This is a genomic window from Streptomyces longisporus, from assembly GCF_039532765.1.
Taxonomy (GTDB): Bacteria; Actinomycetota; Actinomycetes; order Streptomycetales; family Streptomycetaceae; genus Streptomyces; species Streptomyces longisporus.
In genome coordinates, this window is sequence record NZ_BAAASG010000028.1 from 93,589 (window position 1) to 115,584 (window position 21,996).

Sequence of the window (21,996 nt, forward strand, 5' to 3'; positions counted from 1 at the left end):
AAGACGCTATTCCGCCGCGGCCACCAACTCCTGCTTCTCCTCGCCCCCCTGACGGGCCGGCGGCTTCCCGGGCAGGAACACGAAGGCCACGAGCGCCCCGACGATCGCGACGACCGTGCCGCACAGCGCGGTGACGTGCATGGCGTGCAGGAAGGCGTCGTTGGCCGGGGCGACCAGGGCCCTGCCCTGCGGGCCGAGCTTCGCCGCGACACCGAGGGTGGCCTCGATGGACTCGCCGGCCGTCTCCCGCAGCCCGGCCGGGAGGTGGCCGAGCTTGCCCTCGATGCCGGTGCGATACGCCGTCGACAGCACCGAGCCGAGGACCGCGATGCCGAGGGCGCCGCCGACCTGGCGGAAGGTGTTGCTCAGCGCGGACGCGGAGCCGGCCTTCTCGCGCGGCAGGGACTGCATGATGACGACGCTGGTCGGGGTCATGACGTGAGCCATGCCGGCGCCCATGAGGAAGAACACGACCTCCAGGACCCAGATCGGGGTGTCCGCCTCGAAGCCCGCGAACGCGGCGAGCATCCCGGCGAGCAGCAGCAGTCCGACCCCGGTGGTGACCTTGTTGCCGAACCGGTCGACGATCAGCCGGGCCCGCGGCGCGAAGATCATCTGCGCGGCGGCCAGCGGCAGCATCAGCAGACCGGACTGCAGCGGCGAGTAGCCGCGCACGCTCTGGGTGTAGAACACGGCGAAGAACGTGACGCCCATCAGCGCGAAGAAGACCAGCGCGATGGCGGCCATGGCGGCCGAGAACACCTTGTTCTTGAAGTACGTCACGTCGAGCGAGGGGTGGTCGCTGCGCTTCTCGAAGACGACGAACGCGGTGAGTACGACGAGACCGGCGGCGATGGTCGACAGCACCTGGGCGTCCGTGAAGTCGGCGAGCTCGCCGCCCTTGATGATGCCGTAGACGAGCAGGACCAGGCCCACGACGGACAGCAGGACGCCGATGGGGTCGAGCCGGCCCGGCCGCGGGTCGCGGGAGTCGGGGACGAGCCAGATCATCAGGGCGAGCGCGAGGAGCACGATCGGCACGTTGATGAGGAAGACCGAGCCCCACCAGAAGTGGTCGAGGAGGACACCGCCGGTGATCGGGCCGATGGCGATGGCGAGGCCGACGCCGCCGGCCCAGATCCCGATGGCCTTGGGCTGCTCCTCGCGCTCGAAGACGTTCATGAGGACGGCGAGGGTGGCCGGCATGACGAAGGCCGCGCCGAGGGCCATCAGGGCGCGGTAGGCGATCAGCTGGCCGGGCGAGCCGGACTCGGCGGCGAGCGCGGAGCCGACGCCGAACACGACGAGACCGCCGAGCAGCACCTTCTTGCGGCCCACCCGATCGCCGATGAGGCCCGAGGTGAACAGCAGACCCGCGAAGACGAGCGTGTAGGCGTTGATCGCCCACTCCAGCTCGCTCTGGGTGGCGCCCAGCCCGGTCGGGGCCGGGGTGGAGATCGTCTTGATGGCGACGTTCAGGATCGAGTTGTCGAGCACCACGATCAGCAGGCTGAGCATCAGGACGCCGAGGATGGCCCAGCGACGCCGGTGCACCGCCTCGGGTATCCGGGGTGCGGAAACGGGTGGAGTCGTCATGCCCTCCAGGCTAGGCGAATTCCGATACGAGACGGTGCCGTATCGTAAATCTTTTACCTGGACCTTACGCCCGCCGGTGCCTACGGCATCCGTGCCTACGTGACGGAGTTCCCTCTGGCCCTGGCTGGCACGAAGTGCCACCATGGGAGTGATCCGGGGACGCCGTCAGGGCGCCTCGAGATGACTGAAGGAGCCGTTGCAATGACGCAGCTTTCGGCTGCCCAGACTGTCCAGAACAGGCCCTCCGACGGCAGCAAGGCGCTGTACGGGGGCAAGGGCACACGCCGTATCACCGTTCGCGACATCGCCCTCGCCAAGGAACGCGGCGAGAAGTGGCCCATGCTCACCGCCTACGACGCGATGACCGCGTCCGTCTTCGACGAGGCCGGCATCCCGGTGATCCTCGTCGGCGACTCGGCGGGCAACTGCCACCTCGGGTACGAGACGACCGTGCCCGTCACCATGGACGAGATGACCATGCTGTCCGCGGCCGTCGTACGCGGTACGCAGCGCGCCCTGATCGTCGGCGACCTCCCCTTCGGCTCCTACCAGGAGGGTCCGGTGCAGGCGCTGCGCTCGGCGACCCGGCTGGTGAAGGACGCCGGGGTGGGTGCCGTGAAGCTGGAGGGCGGGGAGCGGTCGCACGAACAGATCCGGCTGCTTGTCGAGTCCGGTATCCCGGTCATGGCCCACATCGGGCTGACCCCGCAGTCCGTGAACGCGATGGGCTACCGGGTGCAGGGGCGCGGCGAGGAGGCGGCGCAGCAACTGCTGCGGGACGCGAAGGCCGTGCAGGACGCCGGGGCGTTCGCGGTGGTGCTGGAACTGGTGCCGGCGGAGCTGGCGGCCGAGGTGACGCGGGTGCTGCACATTCCGACCGTCGGGATCGGGGCCGGACCCGAGACGGATGCGCAGGTGCTGGTGTGGACGGACATGCTGGGGCTGACCTCCGGTCGGGTGCCGAAGTTCGTCAAGAAGTACGCCAACCTGCGTGAGGTCATGGGGAACGCGGTGAAGGAGTTCGCGGAGGACGTGGTCGGCGGGGTGTTCCCGTCGGAGGAGAACTCCGTCCACTAGAGCCACAGCGGCACAGAGGCAGCCCGTCGATCTTCCCCCGTCGACGGGCTGCCGTTTTTTCTCGCCCCCGCCGCCCCTTCCCGTCCCGACCCGGGGGGCTCCGCCCCCGGACCCCTCGCTCCTCAAACGCCGGAGGGGCTGATTTTTCGCCGGCCGGGTTGATCTTTTCAGCCCGTCCGGCGTTCGAGGACGAGGCCGTTCAGGCCGAAGCGGGGGTCTGGGGGCGCAGCCCCCAGGGACGGGTAGGGGCGGCGGGGGCGAAACTGTCGGCGGTCTGTAGGCGCCGACAAAGCCGTGTCGGTGGGCTGTCGGTCGTTTGTCGGTCGGGGCTGTCACCTTCGTGGCATGACGCGAATCGACAACGACCCCAGCGGCGGAAACGCCGCCGTCACCGTGCGGGGGCTGGTCAAGCACTACGGCGAGACCAAGGCGCTGGACGGCGTGGACCTGGATGTGCGTGAGGGCACCGTGATGGGTGTGCTCGGGCCCAACGGCGCCGGCAAGACCACCCTGGTGCGGATCCTGTCCACGCTGCTCGCACCCACCTCGGGGCAGGCGACCGTCGCCGGATACGACGTACTGCACCAGCCCCGGCAGCTGCGCCGGGTGATAGGCCTGACCGGACAGTACGCCTCCGTAGACGAGAAGCTCCCCGGCTGGGAGAACCTCTACATGATCGGGCGGCTGCTCGACCTGCCCCGCAAGGAGGCACGCGCGCGTGCCGACGAGCTGCTGGAGCGGTTCTCACTGACCGAGGCCGCCAGGCGGCCCGCGAGCACCTACTCCGGCGGTATGCGACGGCGCCTCGACCTCGCCGCCTCGATGATCGGGCGGCCCGAGGTGCTGTTCCTCGACGAGCCGACCACCGGACTCGACCCGCGCACCCGCAACGAGGTGTGGGACGAGGTCAAGGCCATGGTCGGCGAGGGCGTGACCGTGCTGCTCACCACCCAGTACATGGAGGAGGCCGAGCAGCTCGCCACCGAACTGACCGTCGTGGACCGCGGCAAGGTCATCGCGGGCGGTGGGATCGACGAGCTCAAGGCCAAGGTGGGCGGACGGACCCTGCGGGTGCGCCCCGCCGACCCGCAGCAGCTGCGGCCGCTCGCCGCCACCCTCGACGGCCTCGGCATCACCGGACTCGCCTCGACGACCGTCGACACCGAGAGCGGGTCCGTGCTCGTGCCGATCCTCAGCGACGAACAGCTGACCGCGGTGGCCGGCGTGGTCCTCGCGGAGGGCATCACGATCAGCTCCATCACCACCGAACTGCCCAGCCTGGACGAGGTGTTCCTGTCCCTCACCGGCCACCGTGCCAGTGCCCCGCAGGACGCCGCACCCACCGACACCCTCGAGGAGGTCGCCGTATGAGCGCGGCAACCGCCACCGCTCCGGCCACCGACGCGCACATCCCGCTGCGCGGCCATCTGCGCCACACCGGCGCCCTGATCCGCCGGAACCTGCTGTGGATCAAGCAGGACCCCGAGTCGATGTTCGACGCGCTGCTGATGCCGGTCATCTTCACCCTGCTGTTCGTGTACGTCTTCGGCGGCTCGATCGGGTTGGCCCTGGGTGGCGGGCAGCACGGGTACGTCCAGTACGTCATCCCCGGCATGATCGCGATGATGAGCATGTCGCTGTCCCAGGGCGTCGGCACCGGATTCAGTCAGGACTTCAACTCCGGTGTCATGGACCGCTTCCGCACCCTGCCGATCGGACGCGGCTCGGTGCTGTTCGCGAAGATCGCGGTCGAGCTGGCGCGGATGCTGTTCGCCACGACCGTGCTCATGATCGTCGCCGTGCTGGTCGGGTTCGACATCCACCACTGGGTCGGGCTGTTCGCGGCCGTCGGACTCGCCACGGTGTTCGCCTCGTCGATCATGTGGGTGTTCCTCACCCTGGGCGTGGTCCTCAAGAACGCGCAGTCCGTGCAGGCGATGGGCTTCCTGGTGCTCTTCCCGCTGCAGTTCGGCTCGTCGATCTTCTCGCCGACGAAGAACATGCCGGGCTGGCTGCAGGCCTTCACCGACTACAACCCGCTGTCCACGCTCGCCGACGCGGCGCGCGGACTGATGGTGGGCGGCCCGGTCGCGCACGATCTGTGGGTCACGCTCGCCTGGTCCGTGGCGATCACCGCGGTGGCTGCGCCGTACGCGATCCACAAGTTCCGTACCAAGAGCTGACGCAGCCGGTGTGCCTCGGTCCGCGTCAGACCAGGGCGGCGGCCTCCTCGGCGGAGAGGCCGCCGCCCTCCGCGTGGGCGGCCTCGTAGGCCTCGTCGCCGAGGGCCGCGCGGGCGATCCGTTCGGCGCGGGCGTACACGTCGCGCTCCATGGCCGTCGCGACATGGCCGGCCGGCAGCAGGGTCCGCGCGGCCCCGATGCAGCGGGCGGCGTCCCGGGCCCGGCCGCCGCCGTCGGCACCGGCGAGGCCGATCGCGGCGAGGGCCAGGTACAGGGGGCGCATATGTGGGGCTATGGCTTCGGACAGCGGGTCGCCGGCCCGTTGCAGCGCCTGCCGGGCCTTGTCCAGGGACTGCTCGTAGTGGCCGTCGGCCGCCTCCACGAAGGCCTCCGAGCCGAGGATGAAGGCATCGAAGACGACGAAGTGGGCGATCGTGAACTCCTCGCGCAGCAGCCGCAGTTGCTCGCGCGCCTCGGCGATACGGCCGACAGTGGCCAGTCGGCTCGCGAGGAACATCCGGGCGGCGGGCATGGCCTCGTTGCCCGAGCCGTCCTTCCGCTCGATCACCTCGCGCAGCAGCTGTTCGCCCCGCTCCGTCTCGCCCGCCTCCAGCAGCGCGCTGCCGAGCCGGGCGCCCAGCACGGCCATCTGGGCGCGGGCGCCGAGGAGTTCGGCGCGTTCCATCGCCGCCTCGTAGTCGGCAGCGGCCGCCGCGTACTCGCCGATGCGTTCATGGGCCTCACCGCGGGCGGACAGCGCCTCGGCGGTGCCCCACAGGTCGCCGATCCGCCGGTAGATCTCCAGCGACTCGTCGGCGTCGCGCCGGGCGTCGCCCGCCCAGTCGCTGCGGTTGGCGAGGAGGTTGGCGCGCATCTGCAGGGTGGCGGCGAGTTCCCACTCCATGCCGGGGGTGGCACGGCAGGTGTCGACGCTCGCGTCGAGGATGCCCGGCAGCCGCTCCACGTTGCCGGTCAGCATCACGGCGTAGAACCAGAGGATGCCGGGGGTACGGCAGTTCTGCGGGAGGCCGGGCCGGTAGACCTCGGTTATAGTGCGCAGTTTCTCCTTCGCCTGCGGGGACTCCCAGGCCTCCAACTCGGTGTCCATGCAGGCCAGATGGGCGAGGTGGACGCCACGCCGGGCCTCGGCGAGGAGTTCGCCCGACAGTGGGGGCGGGACGTCGGTGCAGCGCTGCCAGAGCGGTTCGGCGGGCCGGGCGGGGGCGGCGAAGGGGTCGGGGCCGAGGGCCATGACCTCGACGCACCAGTTGCGGGCCTCGATGCGCGCGTCCCGCATCTGCCAGTACCAGGACAGCGACAGGATGAGGCAGAGGGCCTCCTGTTCGTCGCGCTCGGTGACGGCGTGGCGCAGGGCGGTGCGCAGGTTCTCGTACTCGCGCTCCAGCAGCCGGATGGCGGTGAGCTGACCGGGGCCGCGCAGCAACGGGTCGGTGGTGCGGGCGAGTTCGCGGTAGTACGTCAGGTGCGCCCGCTCGGTCTCCGGGCGCCGCCCGGCCTCGTCGAGGCGCTCGCCCGCGTACTCGGCGACGGTTTCGAGCAGCCGGTAGCGCATGCCTCCGTCACCCGAAGGGGAGGCCACCACAAGGGACTTGTCGACGAGCGAACCAAGGGCTTCCAGGGCCGCGGGTCCGCAGACGGCCTCGGCGGCGGCGAGATCACAGCCGCCCGCGAAGACGGAGAGCCGCCGCAGCACCTCCTTCTCCTCCTCGTCGAGCAGATCCCAGGACCAGTCGACGACCGCGCGCAGGGTCTGCTGGCGGGGCAGGACGGTGCGGCTGCCGGAGGTCAGCAGCCGGAAGCGGTCGTCGAGCCGGTCGGCGATCTGGCGGGGCGTCAGCATACGGAGCCGGGCGGCGGCCAGCTCGATGGCCAGAGGCAGCCCGTCGAGCCGCCGGCAGATCTCGGCACATGCCTCGGGATCCTCGTCCGTCCGGAACCCGGGCCTGGCGGCCGCGCCCCGGTCGGCGAGCAGGCGCAGCGCGACCGGCTCGGGCAGCGGCTCCACGGGGCGCAGCAACTCCCCCGGTACGCCCAGGGGTTCACGGCTGGTGGCCAGCACCGTCAGCTCCGGGCACCGTTCGAGCAGCTCCTCCACCAGCCGGGCGGCGGCCTCGACGACGTGCTCGCAGTTGTCGAGGACGATCAGCATGCGCCGCCGCCCGCAGTGTTCGGCGAGCCGCTCGAGGGGGTCGTCGTGCCGCTCGGCGCCTGCCGCCCGCATCGCCTCGGCCCCCGCGCCGTACAGCACGGTCTCGCGGGCCCCGACGGCGGTCAGCACGGCCTCCGGTACGGCGTCCGGGTCGTCGACGGGCGCCAGCTCGGCCAGCCACACCCCGTCCCGAGCCGCATACCGCACGGTCTCGGCGGCCTCCTGCGACAGCCGCGTCTTCCCGGCCCCACCGGGCCCGAGCAACGTCACCAGCCGGGCCGCCGCGAGATCGCCCCGGATGGCCTCGATGTCGGCCTCCCGCCCGACGAAGGAGGTGAGGCGGGCGCGGAGGTTGCCGGGAGGCCGGGCGGCATCGGCAGCCGCCCCATGGACGAGGGGCCCCTGCCCCGACAGACCGCCGACCGCGGCCCCGGGCCTCGCGCCGTCCGTACCTCCGCCGACAACGGCATCCCGCCAACCGACCGCCGGCCTAGCGCTGTTCCAGCCGTGGCCGTCCGATGGGGCGTCGGCACGCCTCCCACGTGCCCGCGCGTCCCGCTCTCCCGACCGCTCACGACCACCGGACGACGCACCAGCACCGCGGCCACGCACCCACGCCTCCGACCACTCCCCCGGCCCCTCACCGCCATCCCACCCGGGACCACCCGACGGAACGCCGGTCACGCGACCGCGCCCTGACGAGCCCCCATCCTCTGCCCCCTCACCGCCGTCCCGCCCGAGACCACCGGACGACGCACCAGCACCGCGGCCACGCACCCACGCCTCCGACCGCGACCACTCCCCCGGCCCCTCACCGCCATCCCACCCGGGACCACCCGACGAAACGCCGGCCACGCGACCGCGCCCTGACGAGCCCCCATCCTCTGACCCCTCACCGCCGTCCCGCCCGAGACCACCGGACGACGCACCAGCACCGCGGCCACGCACCCGCGCCTCCGACCGCGACCACTCTCCCGGCCCCTCACCGCCATCCCACCCGGGACCACCCGACGGAACGCCGGTCACGCGACCGCGCGCTGACGAGTCCCCATCGTCCGCTGACGGCCGCTCCTCCGACCCCTCAGGACCACCCCATGAGGCACCGGCGCCACCGTGCACGCGTGTCTCCCGCTCCCCCGACCCCTTGCCGAAGGGCCGCCCGGGACCACCCGCCGCAGCGTCGGCGCCAAGCCCGCGGCCCCGTTCATCCGGCCGCAGCAACTCCCCGTACAGCGACCTCAGTTCGCTTCCCGGGTCCGCTCCCAGGCGGTCTGCCAGGAGGCGTCGTACGTCCTCGAAGGCGGCCAGGGCCTCCGCCGTGCGGCCCGCGTCGCGGAGGGCGCGCAGGCGTAGGGCCTGGAGGGGTTCGTCGAGGGGGTGGGTGTCGCACAGGGCGGTCAGTTCGGGCAGGGACTGCTCGGCGTGGCCCAGGGCGAGGGCGGCGGTGTGGCGGGTGCGCAGGGCGTCGAGGCGGCGGGTGTCCCAGCGGGCCGCCTCCGCGGTGCGGTCGGGGAGGTCGGCCAGGGCGGGCCCGCGCCACAGGCCGAGGGCGTCGTCGAGCACGACGGCCGCCTTGGCGGGGTCACCGTCGGCCAGCGCGCGCATGCCCTCGCCGGTCAGCCGCTCGAAGCGGTGCAGGTCGACGTCGTCGGGTCGGGCGGCGAGCCGGTAGCCGCCCTCCGCGGAGGCGACGGCGTCCGCGCCGAGCGCCCGCCGCAGCCGCCCGACCAGCGCCTGCAGCGCACCCGGTGCATCGGCGGGCGGCTCACCGTCCCACACCTCGTCGACCAGGACGCCCGCCGGCACGGTACGCCCGGCACGCAGCGCCAGCACGGTCAACAGTGCACGCAGCCGCGCCCCGCCGACCGGGACAGGGGTGCCGTCGGGGCGGAGCGCCTGAGTGGTGCCGAGGATGCGATAGCGCACGGGGTCCATTGTCTCCGTTGACGTCGGGGGCGGTCATGGGGTTCCGGGCGAGCGGCGCGGTCAGGGGGCGGTGCGACCGTGCTCTCTGCCGGCCCGCGCAGTACACACATGCCGATCCCCCATGTCCCCACCCTTGCACGGAACCACCGTCCCCCCGCGAGACGTTTTCCACGTACGCCCGGTACCGTCGGGCAGTCCCACCGCGTGCACGCACTGTCCAGGGAGTCCCATGACCACCGCCACCACCAGCCGCAGCGACCGGCGGATCAGCCCCGTCTTCCTGGGGATCCTGGCCGTCACGGCGGTCACGGGCTGGGCCACCTGGACCGGGTTCGCCGAGCAGCCGGGCGTGGCCGTGTTCCTGTTCGTCACGGCGGCCTGGATCGTCTCCCTGTGTCTGCACGAGTACGCACACGCGCGTACCGCCCTGCACAGCGGTGACATCTCGGTCGGCGCGAAGGGCTATCTCACGCTGAACCCGATGAAGTACACGCACGCGCTGCTGAGCATCGTGCTCCCGGTGCTGTTCGTGATCATGGGCGGGATCGGTCTGCCCGGCGGCGCGGTGTTCATCGAGCGCAACCGCATCCGCGGCCGCTGGCGGCACAGTCTCATCTCGGCGGCCGGACCGCTGACGAACGTGCTGTTCGCGGCCGTGTGCACCGCCCCGTTCTGGCTGCACGCGCTGGACGGTGTGCCGCGCGACTTCCAGTTCGCGCTGGCCTTCCTCGCCCTGCTCCAGGTCACGGCCGCCATCCTGAACTTCCTGCCGGTGCCCGGCCTGGACGGCTACGGCGTCATCGAGCCCTGGCTGTCGTACAAGATCAAGCGGCAGGTGGAGCCCTTCGCGCCGTTCGGCCTGCTGTTCGTGTTCGCGCTGCTGTGGGTGCCGTCGATCAACACCGCGTTCTTCGACGTGATCGACGCGATCCTGCGCAGCCTCGGAATCAGCGACTTCGGCACGTACTGCGGCCAGGAGCTCTACCGCTTCTGGCAGGGCACGAACGAGTTCTGCTCGGTCAGCCAGTGACGGAGGACCGGCGCTCGGCCCGGCCCCGCTTCCAGTAGTACCAGCACATGTTGCTGGACAGCCCCGCGAGCAGGATCCACACGATCCCCAGCCAGCTGCCCTGCGCGAAGGAGACCACGGCCGCGGCCACGGCGAGCACAAAGACGATCAGGGCGTAGAGGCCAAGGCGGGGCATTTCGTTCGACTCCTGTCGGCGGGCCGGGGGACACCGTTACGGCGTCCAGTGTCCCCCATCCGCTCATACGTCCGTGACGCGGAGCCCGGCGTGTGCCTTGTACCTGCGGTTCACGGAGATCAGGTTGGCGACCAGCGACTCGACCTGGTGGGCGTTGCGCAGCCGTCCTGCGAAGATGCCGCGCATGCCGGGGATGCGCCCGGCCAGCGCCTGCACGATCTCGACGTCGGCCCGCTCCTCCCCCAGCACCATCACATCGGTGTCGATCTCGGCGATCTCGGGGTCCTGGAGGAGGACCGCCGACAGATGGTGGAAGGCGGCGGTGACCCGGGAGTCCGGCAGCAGGGCGGCGGCCTGCTCGGCCGCGCTGCCCTCCTCCGGCTTGATCGCGTAGGCGCCCTTCTTGTCGAAGCCGAGCGGGTTGACGCAGTCGACGACGAGCTTGCCGGCCAGTTCCTCGCGCAGCGACTCCAGCGTCTTGCCGTGGCCGTCCCACGGCACGGCGACGATGACGACGTCGCTGCGGCGCGCGGCCTCGGCGTTGTCTGCGCCCTCGATGCCGTGCCCGAGCTCGTCCGCGGCGGCCTGGGCGCGCTCGGCGGCACGCGAGCCGATGATCACCTTCTGGCCGGCCCTGGCCAGCCGGTAGGCGAGGCCCTTGCCCTGCGGCCCGGTCCCACCGAGGACGCCGACGACGAGCCCGGAGACGTCGGGCAGGTCCCAGGGGTCCTTGGCGGGGGCCTTCGCGGGGGTCTGTGCAGCACTGTCGGTAGAGGTCATGGGCCGACTTTACGTCCGCCCCGGCGGACGCTGTCGGTCAGGTGAGCCGCGTCACGGGCAGCCGTCGCAGTCGTCGCGGCGCGGGCGTCGGCGCAGTGTCGTCAGGTCGGGCGAATTCGGGGTGAACGCCGGGTCACCGGTGGCCGACTGGTGCAGGATGCGCAGGCATGGACGCCGTACGTGTCGCGTTGCTGCGTGAAGTGCTCGCCGGTACCGAGTGGTTGGGGGCCGCGCGGCGGTTCGCGGGGGTGCTGCGCGGGTCGGTGGTGTCGCACGGCGGGGGGCTGCTGCTGGTGGGCACGGAGGAGTACGAGCCGTGGCATCTGGCGGCGCATCTGGTGGACGAGGCGGCGTGGTCGGGGACGCCGGAGCTGACTCCTACGCTCGTACGGCATGGGGCGCGTGCGTCGGATCCGGCGCATCTGGCGGTGGGGCTGGGGCGGTTGGCGGCTGCGCGGCGCGGTGAGACGCTGCTGGTGGTTTCGCCCGGGGGGCCGGAGGGGCCGCTGCTGGAGCGGGTGCATGACGTGCGGCGGGCCGGGGCGACGGTGTTGGCGCTGGGGGCGGGAGAGGGTGAGCTCGCTGCCATGGCTCACGAATCGTTGGCTGTCCCGGAGGGGTCCGAGCTGGACCTGGACACTGTGCAGCACCTGGTGAGTGCGGCGGCCGGTGAGAACGCGCTGCCGGCGCCTCGGGGAAACCGGCGCCTGCGGGATCGCCTGTACCGTCTGGCGGAACAACTGACGGCCCCGCCGCCTGCGCGCTGGTGACCTCGCCCGAGGATTTCGCCCCCGCCGCCCCTTCCCATTCCCGTCCCCTGGGGGCTGCCGCCCCCAGACCCCCGCTTTCGGCCTGAACGGCCTCGTCCTCAAACGCCGGACGGGCTGAAAAAATTCAGCCCGTCCGGCGTTTGAGGAGCGGGGGTCCGGGGGCTGGCCCCCGGGTCGGGACGGGAAGGGGCGGCGGGGGCGAAAAACGGTTGCTTGTGGTGGGCGCCGCCGCAGACCATGGCCCATCGTGACCACCGTCCTGCGCAACCTCCTCCCCGACCTCACCCCCTGGCGGAACTCCCGCGACTTCCGACGGCTGTGGGTCTCGGGGACGATCTCGAACTTCGGGAGCTTCCTGACGTTCGTCGCGCTGCCGGTGCAACTCAAGGAGCTCACCGGCTCCGCGGCAGCGGTCGGCGCGATCGGAGCCGTAGAACTGCTGCCCCTGCTCGTGTTCGGGCTGTACGGCGGCGCCCTCGCCGACGCACTCGACAAGCGGAAGCTGATCGTGTGGACCGAGGCCGGACAGGGCCTGCTCAGCGCGGCCCTGCTCGCCAACGCCCTGCTCCCGCACCCGGCCGTCTGGCCGCTGTACGCCGTCGCCGCCCTGTCCTCCGCCCTCGTCTCCGTGCAACGCCCGGCCATCGACTCCCTCTGGCCCCGGATCGTGGCCCACGAGCACCTGCCCGCCGCCTCCGCCCTGAACTCCCTGCGCTGGACGGTCGGCGGCGTCGCGGGGCCGGCGCTGGCGGGCGTGGTCGTGGCGTACGCGGGGCTCGGCTGGGCGTACGGCGCGGACCTCGCGACCTTCGTCGTCTCCGTGCTTCTTATGGTCCGCATCGCCGCCTCCCCCGCCGCCCACGAGGCCGCGAAGCCCTCGCTGAAGGCCATCGCGGAGGGCGCCCGCTACGCGTGGAGCCGCAAGGAACTCCTCGGCACCTACGCCGTCGACCTCGCCGCGATGTTCCTCGCGATGCCGCTCGCCGTACTGCCCTTCCTCGCCGACGAGCTGAACGCGAACTGGGCGCTGGGCCTGATGTACGCGGCGGTCCCGTTCGGGTCGATGCTGGTGGGGCTGACCGGCGGCTGGACCTCACGGGTGCACCGGCACGGGCGGATGGTGGTGCTGTCGGCCGCGCTGTGGGGGCTGGCGATCGCGGCCGCCGGCGTCGTCGGCAACGTATGGCTGGTGCTGCTGTTCCTGACCGTGGCCGGCGGCTGCGACATGGTCAGCGGGATCTTCCGCGGGGCCATGTGGAACCAGACGATCCCGGACGAGCTGCGCGGCCGGCTCGCCGGGATCGAGCTGCTGTCGTACTCGGTCGGGCCGACCGTCGGCCAGGTCCGCTCCGGGGGCTTCGCCGCCTGGTGGGGCGTACGGACCTCCGTCTGGTCCGGCGGACTGCTCTGCGCGGGCGCGGTGGGGCTGCTGGCGCTGTGCCTGCCGAGGCTGATGACGTACGACGTGCGTACGAACGAGCACGCGCTGCGGCTGCGCGACCAGCGGACGGCAGCCGCACCGGCACAGACTGCGGCGCAGGCCTGATCAGTCGTCGTCAGGGGTTCCGGCAGGGGCGTCGTGCCACTTGGGGTCGTTCTCCCACTCGAGGTTGCGCTCGCGCGCCGTCTGCATCGCGTGCTCGGCCTCCTGCCGGGAGGCGTACGGCCCGAAACGGTCCTTGGCGGGGCACTCCGGCCCCTCTTCGACCTTCTTGTGCTCCAGGCAGTAGTACCACTCGCCCGGCTTGCCGACCGTGCGCTTCTTGAACAAGGGCATGACCTGCTCCTCTCGCCACGGACATGTTCCCCCACGCCCGCTCGTTAGACTCACTGGCATGTCTGGCCAGTCGCTGCTCGTACCAGGGGAGCTGTCCCCCACCCGTCCCGTACCCGGAAACATCCGCCGTCCCGAGTACGTCGGCAAGCCCGCTCCGACGCCGTACACCGGACCGGAGGTGCAGACGCCCGAGACGATCGAGGCGATGCGGGTCGCCGGCCGGATCGCCGCGCAGGCGATGGAGGAAGCGGCGAAGCTCATCGCGCCGGGCGTCACCACCGACGAACTGGACAAGGTGGCCCACGACTACATGTGCGACCACGGCGCCTACCCGTCGACGCTCGGCTACCGCGGCTTCCCCAAGTCCCTGTGCACCTCGGTCAACGAGGTGATCTGCCACGGCATTCCGGACTCGACGGTGCTGCGCGACGGCGACATCGTCAACCTCGACGTGACGGCGTACATCGGCGGTGTGCACGGCGACAACAACGCGACCTATCTGGTCGGCGACGTCGACGAGGAGTCGAGGCTGCTGGTGGAGCGGACCCGCGAGTCGTTGAACCGCGCGATCAAGGCGGTCAAGCCGGGCCGCCAGATCAACATCATCGGCCGGGTCATCGAGTCGTACGCGAAGAGGTTCGGCTACGGCGTGGTCCGCGACTTCACCGGCCACGGCATCAACTCGTCCTTCCACTCCGGCCTGATCATTCCGCACTACGACAGCCCGCACGCGACGACCGTCATGCAGCCCGGGATGACGTTCACGATCGAGCCGATGCTGACGCTCGGGACGCACGAGTACGACATGTGGGACGACGGCTGGACGGTCGTCACGAAGGACCGCAAGCGGACGGCCCAGTTCGAGCACACGCTGGTGGTGACGGAGTCGGGGGCGGAGATCCTCACCCTGCCGTAGCGATCTTCGAAGGCCCGCCCTGCTGCCGGGGCGGGCCTTTTCTTGTACGCTTTTACCGACAGCTTGTCGGCAACCTTGGAAGACGGGGCCCATGGACTCCTTCTCGACCGTCATCCGCACCGCGTCCCACGAGCAGCACACGGAGGCGGAGACCTCGACGTTCATGAGCGACCTGCTGGGCGGCCGGCTGGGCGTGGAGGCATACGCGCGCTACACCGAGCAGCTGTGGTTCGTCTACGAGGCTCTGGAGACCGAAGCCGCGCGGCTGGCTTCCGATCCTGTCGCCGGGCCCTTCATCCGGCCGGAACTCTTCCGGCTGGCGGCGCTGGAGCGGGACCTGGCCCATCTGCGGGGTGCCGGGTGGCGGGCGGGGCTGGCCGCGCTGCCGGCGACAAAGGCGTATGCGGCCCGCGTCCGGGAGTGTGCGGAGCAGTGGCCCGCGGGTTACGTCGCCCACCACTACACCCGCTACCTCGGGGACCTCTCCGGCGGCCAGATCATCCGGGACAAGGCGGAGAAGACGTGGGGCTTCGACCGGAAGGGCGACGGGGTCCGCTTCTACGTGTTCGAGCGAATCACCAACCCGGCTGCTTTCAAGAGGGGTTACCGGGAACTGCTGGACGGGATCCGGGCGGACGACCTGGAGAAGCAGCGGATCGTCGCAGAGTGCAAGCAGGCGTTCGCCTTGAACACGGCGGTGTTCCGGGCCCTGGGAGAGGAGTTCCCGCTGAGCGCCTAGGGAGCGGGCCCTAGCGTTCCGGCTGACGCTCCAGATACACACGCCCCCCGATCTCGACCCACCCGTACGGCTGCGGAGCCGTAAGGATCTGCGACCCCGCCCCCTGGGTGATGTTCAGCGCCCGACCCAGCCGCTCGGTGAGGAGCAGCGCGGCCGCCCCGGTGGCCTCGTCCTCGTCGATGCCGTCGTCCCGGCCGGGAAACCCACGCGCGCGCACCCGTCCCGCCGGCTCGTCCTCCCAGGCCCAGGCGTAGATCCACTCCCCCTTCGGCGGGACGGGCAGGTCGTCGACCTCGGCGGCCGTGGCGTACTGGCGCAAGGTGCGCGGCGGGGCCCACTCCGCGCGGGCCTCGATCCAGCTGAACTCCCCGTCCTGGCGCGCCCCGACGAGCCCGGCCGGGGTGACCAGTTCGTCCACGTCGAGGAGCCAGGCCGCACCGACGCAGGGGTGGCCGGCGAAGGGCAGGCGCAGGGTGGGGGTGTAGATGTCGACGACTCCGCGCTCGGGGTCGTCGACGAACACGGTCTCGCTGAACCCTAGCTTCGCGGCGAACGCCTGCCGCTCCGCCCGGTCGGGCATGACGGATCCCTCGCGGACGACACCGAGTTCGTTGCCGTAGCCGCCGTTCGGGGCACAGAAGACGCGGAGCACGTCGTAGTCAGTCACGGGGGCATTGAAACATTGCCCGGGCTGCGAGGTCTTCCCAGGTGGCGGGGCCACCGGAGAGGGGCAGGAAGGGGGTGGGGCCCACGCCGTAGGGGAGGGTGGCGAGGGTCTCGGCGTACGCCCGCTCCAGGGTGGCCCGCCGGCGGTCGACACCGGGCTCGTCGGGGTGGCCCGCCAGCTGCGCCATGCGGTGCTCGTGCCCCTCGGTCACCTCGTCCGCCACTCGACGCCAGTCCTCCTCGTCCGGGACCCGGCTCAGCTCCACGCCCTCCGGCGTCCGACCCTCCGCGAGCGCGGCCACCGCCCGGTCGTGGCCGTCGAGGATGACCCAGCCGTCGAGGAAGGTCACCCACCACAGGAGTACGGGCGCGAGGGTGCCCTCGCGGGCGTGCTTGCGGTACGCCTTCACGCGCGCCGCGTCCGGGGGTGAGAGCCGGCGCAGGGGCAGGACGCCGTGCCAGCCTCCCCCGCAGTACAGGTCCAGCCGGGCGGCCGGCCAGTCCCGTGGGAAGTCCTCGGTCCAGACTCCCGGTTGGAAGACGGGCCGGTGGGCCAGTTCCCAGCGTCCGTCCTGGAACGGTGTTCCGTCCGCTTCCTCCAGCCAACGGGCGTACTGGTGAACCCAGTTGACCGACGACCGCATGAACGTCGAGCGCAGGGGCGGGAGCGGTGAGCGGTAGCCGTCGAGGCCGTGCAGATACAGCTCCCTGCAGCAGCCGTCGCCCGCCGTCCGGCCCAGCAGCACGGGTCGCTCCTCCTGCCGCAGCAGGATCCGGCCGTCCCCCGCCGTCTCGAAACGCAACGGCGGGTCAGGGCGGTCCTGCACCTGCAGTACGAGCCGCCCCGGCCCGAGGAGTTCACGGCGTCCCCTGTTCATGGGCACAGTCTTACGCACTCCCGTGCACACCGTCTGCGGCATACCACTTGACCATTCCTTGACTTTCCCTTGGGATTCGTTTTGAGTCACCGTGATCGCGCCGTGCTCATACACCGTCCATGAGAGCTGAATCACCGCATGGCTGGGTATTACGCAGGCAAGCCTTAGATAAGTTAGGCGAGCCTCACCAATCCTGGGTGAGGCTCGACACGCGATTTTTCGCCAGCCTCAGGAGCCTGCATGCGAGCCGCCAGACTCTCCGTCGTCACCGCCGTCGCCACCGCGGCGGCGCTGACCGCCGTGACCGGGTGCACGGAGAAGAGCAAGGGCGACGGTGACGCCGCGATCCAGGTGACCGCGGCCGACTCCAAGTGCGACACCTCCACCAAGTCGGTGCCGGCCGGACAGGTCACACTGAAGATCGAGAACAAGGGCTCCCAGGCGACCGAGGTCGAGATCCTCTTCCCGGACGACCGGATCGTCTCCGAGAAGGAGAACATCGGGTCCGGTACGAAGTACACGCTGACCGCCGAGGTGAAGGCGGGCGAGTACGAGATCGCCTGCCGGCCCGGCATGAAGGGCCACGGCGTCCGGCAGAAGCTGACCGTCACCGGGGCCGGCGCCACCGCCAAGCGGAACCCCAAGCTGGACAAGGCCGTTGCCGACTACCGCGAGTGGGCGCAGGAGCAGGCCGACGCGACCATCCCGAAGGTGGAGGTCTTCGCCAAGGCCGTCAAGGCCGGCGACCTCAAGGCCGCCCAGGACGCCTATGCCCCCTCCCGGGTCGGCTGGGAGCGCACCGAGCCGATCGCCGAGTCCTTCGGCAACATCGACCCGAAGACGGACACCCGCGCCGACGGCCTGGAGAAGGGCCAGAAGTGGACGGGCTGGCACGCCCTGGAGAAGGCGCTGTGGCAGGACAAGAAGATCGGCGCCGAGCAGAAGACCCTCGCCGACCAGCTGGTCACCGATCTGAAGGACTGGCAGCAGCGGGTCGGCAAGGCCGTGATCACCCCGACCTCCATGGCCAACGGTGCCAAGGAACTCCTCGACGAGGTCGCCACCGGCAAGGTCACCGGCGAGGAGGACCGCTACTCGCACACCGACCTCAGCGACTTCAAGGGCAACGTCGAGGGCGCGCAGAAGGCCTACGAGCTGCTCAAGCCGGTCGCACAGACCAACGACAAGGCGCTGACCGGCGAGCTCGACAAGCAGTTCGCCGCGCTGAACACGCTGCTCGACAAGTACCGCACGGACAAGACCTCCGACGGCTTCGTGTCGTACGACAAGGTCACCGAGGAGCAGCGCAAGGAGCTCTCGGACGCGGTCAACGCGCTCGCGGAGCCGCTGTCCAAGCTCGCCGCCGCCGTCGTCAAGTAGGGGACGGACAACACCATGACGGACACCCAGGAAGCCTCCACCACCGAGGCAGGCAGCTCCAAGGCCCCCTCCCGACGTTCGCTGATCGGCTGGGGCGGGGCGGGGCTCGCGCTCGGTGCCGCCGCGGCCGGCGGTGCGGTCGCGATGACCCGCGCCGGCAACGACGTGGACCCGACAGCCGCCGAGGCCGGAGCCGCGGTCGCCTTCCACGGCGTGAACCAGGCCGGCATCGCCACGCCCGTACAGGACCGACTGCACTTCGCCGCGTTCGACGTACAGACGGACGACCGCGCCGAGTTCGTGCAGATGCTGAAGGACTGGACGGCGGCCGCGCGCCGGATGACCGGCGGGAAGGCGGTCGGGGCGGGCGCGTACGGCGGTCTCGCCGAGGCCCCGCCGGACGACACCGGTGAGGCGCTGGGACTCAAGCCCTCGCGGCTGACGCTGACGATCGGCTTCGGGCCTTCGCTGTTCGACAAGTTCGGGCTGAAGGACCACCGCCCGGAGGCGTTGGTGGACCTGCCCCAGTTCCCCGGCGAGAACCTCGACAAGAACCGCACCGGCGGCGACCTGTGCATCCAGGCCTGCGCGGACGACCCGCAGGTCGCCGTGCACGCGATCCGCAACCTGGCCCGCATCGGCTTCGGCAAGGTCAACATCCGCTGGTCGCAGCTGGGCTTCGGCAAGACCTCCTCGACGACCCCGGACGCGCAGACCCCGCGCAACCTGATGGGCTTCAAGGACGGCACCCGCAACATCGCGGGCACCGAGACGGACCGTCTGAAGAAGTTCGTGTGGGTCGGCGAGAAGGACGGTCCCGACTGGATGACCGGCGGTTCGTATCTCGTCGCGCGCCGCATCCGCATGCACATCGAGACCTGGGACCGCACCTCGCTGCAGGAGCAGGAGGACGTCTTCGGCCGGGACAAGGGCGAGGGCGCTCCGGTCGGCAAGGCCAAGGAGCACGACAAGCCGTTCCTGAAGGCCATGAAGCCCACCGCGCACGTCCGGCTCGCGCACCCCGACTCCAACAACGGGATCACGATCCTGCGCCGCGGCTACTCCTTCACCGACGGCACCGACGGCCTCGGCCGGCTGGACGCGGGACTGTTCTTCCTCGCCTACCAGCGGGACGTACGCAACGGGTTCATCCCGCTGCAGCGCAGGCTGTCGGCGACCGACGCCCTCAACGAGTACATCCAGCACGTGGGTTCGGCGGTGTTCGCCGTTCCGCCCGGCGTCCGTGACAAGGACGACTGGTGGGGCAGCACGCTGTTCTCCAAGGAGGCGTGAGCCGTGTTCTCCAACTACCTGATCGGTCTGCGCGAGGGGCTCGAAGCCAGCCTGGTCGTCTGCATCCTGATCGCCTACCTGGTCAAGACGGGCCGCCGGGACGCCATCCGGCCCATCTGGATCGGCATCGCCATCGCCGTACTGATCGCGATGGGCTTCGGCTGCATCCTCGAATTCGGCTCCCAGGAGCTGACGTTCGAGGCGCAGGAGGCCCTCGGCGGCTCGCTCTCCGTCGTCGCCGTCTGTCTGGTGACGTGGATGGTGTTCTGGATGCGGCGCACCGCCCGGCATCTGAAGTCGGAGCTGCACGGCAAACTGGACGCGGCCCTCGCCATGGGCACGGGCGCCCTGGTCGCCACCGCGTTCCTCGCCGTCGGCCGTGAGGGCCTGGAGACCGCCCTGTTCGTGTGGGCCTCGGTGCACGCGGCCAGCGACGGCACCCCGCGCCCCCTGATCGGCGTGGCGCTGGGCCTGGCCACCGCGGTCTTCCTGGGCTGGCTGTTCTACCGCGGCGCCCTGAAGATCAACCTCGCGAAGTTCTTCACCTGGACCGGCGGCATGCTGGTCGTGGTGGCCGCGGGCGTGCTGGCGTACGGCTTCCACGACCTCCAGGAGGCCGACTGGATCCCCGGCCTGACGCACCTCGCGTTCGACATCAGCGACACCATCCCGCCGGACAGCTGGTACGGCACCCTCCTCAAGGGCGTCTTCAACTTCCAGCCGGACCCGACCGTCCTTCAGGTCACGGTGTGGCTGCTGTACCTGATCCCGACGCTCGCGCTGTTCTTCGCCCCGGTAGGGTTCGCCTCCGGGAAGGGGAAGGTGAAGACACCTGATGAGCAGGGATCGCGGCCCTCGAAGGCTCCGCAGGCTTGAGCGAAGCGCACTGATTGCGGCCTCGGTGACCGCTTTGTCGTTGACGGCGAGCGGTTGTGTGGTGGTGCACGGGGAGCGCGAGGTGCTCCCCTCCTCCACCCGCGCCGAAGCGGCCAAGGCGCTTGAGCAGTTCACGTCCGCGTACAACAAGGCGGACAAGGCGTACGACAGTTCGCTCGACGCCGACCATGTCACCGGCGCCCTGGGCGACATCGACGCGGCCCGCCTCAAGGCCGGTCACACGCTCAGCCCGTCCGGCAATCCGGCGCACACACCGCTGCAGCTGACCGACGTGACGTACACGATCCCCAAGAAGGCGGGCTGGCCCCGCTGGTTCGTCGCGGAGGCCCAGGGCAACAAGGGCGGCAATCTGCACTGGCTGCTGGTGTTCCACCGCGACGGTCTGGGCCGGCCGTGGAAGGTGGCGTATCTGACGCTCATCCGCCCCGGCACGCTGCCGAAGGTGAAGAAGGACGCGGCCGGCTGGGCCGAGGCCGTACCGGCGAACTCCATCGAATTCGCCGTCCCGCCGGGGGACTTGAGCAAGGACTACGCGTCCTACCTGAAGAACGGCGGGAAGGTCTTCGCCCCGGGTCCGCACACCGACCAGTGGCGCGCCGAGCGCAAGAAGCTGTCCAAGAAGCCGGGTCTGGTCACGCAGTTCATCGACGAGCCGCTCATCAGCGGCAGCTACGCCCCCCTGGCACTGCGCACGGCGGACGGCGGTGCACTGGTCTTCTTCACCAACCGCCGCTACGAGAAGCAGACCGCCGCCGAGGGCACCTCGATCCCCGCACAGACGGCAAGCGTGAAGGCACTGACCACCGGCGAGGTCAAGCAGTCGCTGACGCTGGAGTACATGTCGAACGGGGTTGCCCTGGACCCACAGCGGGGCGCGGGGAGCGACCAGGTGTCGGTCCTGGCCCGGTTGGAGGGCCTGACATCCGCACAGGGTTCGTAGGCGGCTGCGGTTGGGGAGCGCCCCTTACGCTCAGTGCCGCAGGGGCCAGGCCGCACCCGCGTGGTCGGGCTCCTCACCCGCATACCGCGCACCGGCGTCCGTGAGAATCTCCAGCAGGCTCAGAGGATCCGGCAGCGGATGTTCAAGCCCCCGTACCCAGTGCACACTCTGGTCGCCGGGCAACCGGGCAGGCGGTACCAGGACGTACGAGCCACGGCAGTGCCAGCGCAGCCCCGGATGCTCGTCCATCGTCTCCGGATGGCAGTCCAGCTCGCACGGCCACCACTCGTCCTCGTCCTCGGGGGTACCCCTGGTAAGGGTGAAGAACAGCAGGCGCCCGTCGTCGCTCTCGGCGACGGGTCCGACCTCGATGCCGGCGGCAAGCAGCCGCTCCAAGGCCTCCCGGCCCGCCTCCAGGGGCATGTCGAGCACGTCGTGCACCATGCCGGTCGCGGTGATGAAGTTGGCCTGCGGCTGGTGGCGCGCCCAGCGCTCGATCTGGGCGCGGTCGGTGGTGGACTGCGTCTGCCAGGCGAACGACACCGGATGCCGGGCCGGTGTGGGACACCCCACGCGGTCGCAGGAGCAGCGGTAGCCGGGGGCGGGATGCGCGGCGGGGGCGAGCGGCAGACCCGCTCCGGCGGCGGCGAGCAGCAGGGCCTCACGGCCGGCGTCGTCGGCGCCGGTCTCCTTCGGGCGGCGGCCACGCAGCCACTGGGAGAGTTTGCCCTGCCGGCCGTTCCGGCCGCCCAACTCCGCGCTCATCCATCACCCTCGCCTCGCTGTCGTGCGCAACAGCATGC

At 70.9% G+C, this 21,996-nt stretch carries 20 protein-coding genes; 12 read left to right on the top strand and 8 right to left on the bottom strand.

Annotated elements, in window-relative coordinates; all coding sequences use genetic code 11:
* Positions 1 to 6: 6 nt before the first annotated feature.
* Complete coding sequence (locus ABD355_RS41355; protein ID WP_344406394.1) at positions 7 to 1,596, bottom strand: MFS transporter; 1,590 nt, start codon at positions 1,594 to 1,596, stop codon at positions 7 to 9.
* Positions 1,597 to 1,797: 201 nt separating this feature from the next.
* On the opposite strand from ABD355_RS41355, the gene panB reads away from it, so the two are divergent.
* From panB to ABD355_RS41370, 3 genes are all read left to right on the top strand, one after another.
* On the top strand, positions 1,798 to 2,673 hold the full coding sequence (gene panB, locus ABD355_RS41360; RefSeq protein ID WP_344406395.1) for a 3-methyl-2-oxobutanoate hydroxymethyltransferase: 876 nt from the start codon (positions 1,798 to 1,800) through the stop codon (positions 2,671 to 2,673).
* A gap of 345 nt (positions 2,674 to 3,018) precedes the next feature.
* The gene (locus tag ABD355_RS41365) at positions 3,019 to 4,044 is read left to right on the top strand and encodes an ATP-binding cassette domain-containing protein (RefSeq protein WP_344406396.1); all 1,026 of its coding nucleotides are present in this window, start codon (positions 3,019 to 3,021) and stop codon (positions 4,042 to 4,044) included.
* Complete coding sequence (locus ABD355_RS41370) at positions 4,041 to 4,856, top strand: ABC transporter permease (protein WP_344406397.1); 816 nt, start codon at positions 4,041 to 4,043, stop codon at positions 4,854 to 4,856. The genes ABD355_RS41365 and ABD355_RS41370 overlap by 4 nt, the downstream gene beginning before the upstream one ends.
* A gap of 25 nt (positions 4,857 to 4,881) precedes the next feature.
* On the opposite strand, the gene ABD355_RS41375 is transcribed toward ABD355_RS41370, so the two are convergent.
* Entirely contained in the window at positions 4,882 to 8,961 is a 4,080-nt protein-coding gene (locus tag ABD355_RS41375; protein ID WP_344406398.1) for an AfsR/SARP family transcriptional regulator, read from the bottom strand.
* A gap of 220 nt (positions 8,962 to 9,181) precedes the next feature.
* Between ABD355_RS41375 and ABD355_RS41380 the strand changes: the two genes are divergently transcribed.
* Positions 9,182 to 9,982, top strand: a complete 801-nt coding sequence (locus tag ABD355_RS41380; protein ID WP_344406399.1) for a site-2 protease family protein — start codon at positions 9,182 to 9,184, stop codon at positions 9,980 to 9,982.
* Here the strand turns inward: ABD355_RS41380 and ABD355_RS41385 are convergent.
* Both ABD355_RS41385 and npdG read right to left on the bottom strand, forming a co-directional pair.
* Positions 9,972 to 10,157, bottom strand: a complete 186-nt coding sequence (locus ABD355_RS41385) for a hypothetical protein (protein ID WP_344406401.1) — start codon at positions 10,155 to 10,157, stop codon at positions 9,972 to 9,974. The genes ABD355_RS41380 and ABD355_RS41385 overlap by 11 nt on opposite strands.
* 63 nt (positions 10,158 to 10,220) lie before the next feature.
* A complete protein-coding gene (gene npdG, locus ABD355_RS41390) occupies positions 10,221 to 10,937 on the bottom strand; it encodes an NADPH-dependent F420 reductase (protein WP_344406402.1) in 717 nt (238 codons plus the stop codon).
* A gap of 167 nt (positions 10,938 to 11,104) precedes the next feature.
* On the opposite strand from npdG, the gene ABD355_RS41395 reads away from it, so the two are divergent.
* Together ABD355_RS41395 and ABD355_RS41400 are read left to right on the top strand one after the other, a co-directional pair.
* On the top strand, positions 11,105 to 11,707 hold the full coding sequence (locus ABD355_RS41395) for a hypothetical protein (RefSeq protein WP_344406404.1): 603 nt from the start codon (positions 11,105 to 11,107) through the stop codon (positions 11,705 to 11,707).
* 247 nt (positions 11,708 to 11,954) lie between these two features.
* A complete protein-coding gene (locus tag ABD355_RS41400; RefSeq protein WP_344406405.1) occupies positions 11,955 to 13,253 on the top strand; it encodes an MFS transporter in 1,299 nt (432 codons plus the stop codon).
* Here ABD355_RS41400 and ABD355_RS41405 read toward each other — a convergent pair whose 3' ends face one another.
* On the bottom strand, positions 13,254 to 13,484 hold the full coding sequence (locus tag ABD355_RS41405) for a hypothetical protein (protein WP_266954613.1): 231 nt from the start codon (positions 13,482 to 13,484) through the stop codon (positions 13,254 to 13,256).
* A 58-nt stretch (positions 13,485 to 13,542) separates the two neighbouring features.
* On the opposite strand from ABD355_RS41405, the gene map reads away from it, so the two are divergent.
* Positions 13,543 to 14,400, top strand: a complete 858-nt coding sequence (gene map, locus ABD355_RS41410; RefSeq protein ID WP_344406407.1) for a type I methionyl aminopeptidase — start codon at positions 13,543 to 13,545, stop codon at positions 14,398 to 14,400.
* A gap of 91 nt (positions 14,401 to 14,491) precedes the next feature.
* The gene (locus ABD355_RS41415; protein ID WP_344406409.1) at positions 14,492 to 15,139 is read left to right on the top strand and encodes a biliverdin-producing heme oxygenase; all 648 of its coding nucleotides are present in this window, start codon (positions 14,492 to 14,494) and stop codon (positions 15,137 to 15,139) included.
* A 10-nt stretch (positions 15,140 to 15,149) separates the two neighbouring features.
* Here the strand turns inward: ABD355_RS41415 and ABD355_RS41420 are convergent, their stop codons facing one another.
* Both ABD355_RS41420 and ABD355_RS41425 read right to left on the bottom strand, forming a co-directional pair.
* Positions 15,150 to 15,806, bottom strand: coding sequence for a PhzF family phenazine biosynthesis protein (locus tag ABD355_RS41420; protein ID WP_344406410.1), 657 nt, complete (start codon positions 15,804 to 15,806; stop codon positions 15,150 to 15,152).
* On the bottom strand, positions 15,799 to 16,683 hold the full coding sequence (locus ABD355_RS41425) for a hypothetical protein (protein ID WP_344406411.1): 885 nt from the start codon (positions 16,681 to 16,683) through the stop codon (positions 15,799 to 15,801). Before ABD355_RS41425 ends, ABD355_RS41420 begins: the two co-directional genes overlap by 8 nt.
* 240 nt (positions 16,684 to 16,923) lie before the next feature.
* Between ABD355_RS41425 and efeO the strand changes: the two genes are divergently transcribed.
* From efeO to ABD355_RS41445, 4 genes are read left to right on the top strand one after another with little or no spacing between them, the layout of a single operon-like run.
* Positions 16,924 to 18,063 carry an iron uptake system protein EfeO gene (gene efeO / locus ABD355_RS41430; RefSeq protein WP_344406412.1) on the top strand — a complete coding sequence of 380 codons (1,140 nt, stop codon included), beginning with the start codon at positions 16,924 to 16,926 and terminating at the stop codon, positions 18,061 to 18,063.
* A gap of 15 nt (positions 18,064 to 18,078) precedes the next feature.
* Positions 18,079 to 19,356, top strand: a complete 1,278-nt coding sequence (efeB, locus tag ABD355_RS41435) for an iron uptake transporter deferrochelatase/peroxidase subunit (protein WP_344406413.1) — start codon at positions 18,079 to 18,081, stop codon at positions 19,354 to 19,356.
* 3 nt (positions 19,357 to 19,359) lie between these two features.
* On the top strand, positions 19,360 to 20,232 hold the full coding sequence (gene efeU, locus ABD355_RS41440; RefSeq protein WP_344406414.1) for an iron uptake transporter permease EfeU: 873 nt from the start codon (positions 19,360 to 19,362) through the stop codon (positions 20,230 to 20,232).
* Positions 20,192 to 21,193, top strand: a complete 1,002-nt coding sequence (locus ABD355_RS41445) for an SCO2278 family lipoprotein (protein WP_344406415.1) — start codon at positions 20,192 to 20,194, stop codon at positions 21,191 to 21,193. Before efeU ends, ABD355_RS41445 begins: the two co-directional genes overlap by 41 nt.
* Positions 21,194 to 21,223: 30 nt before the next feature.
* On the opposite strand, the gene ABD355_RS41450 is transcribed toward ABD355_RS41445, so the two are convergent.
* A complete protein-coding gene (locus tag ABD355_RS41450; RefSeq protein WP_344406416.1) occupies positions 21,224 to 21,958 on the bottom strand; it encodes a bifunctional DNA primase/polymerase in 735 nt (244 codons plus the stop codon).
* Positions 21,959 to 21,996: the final 38 nt, after the last annotated feature.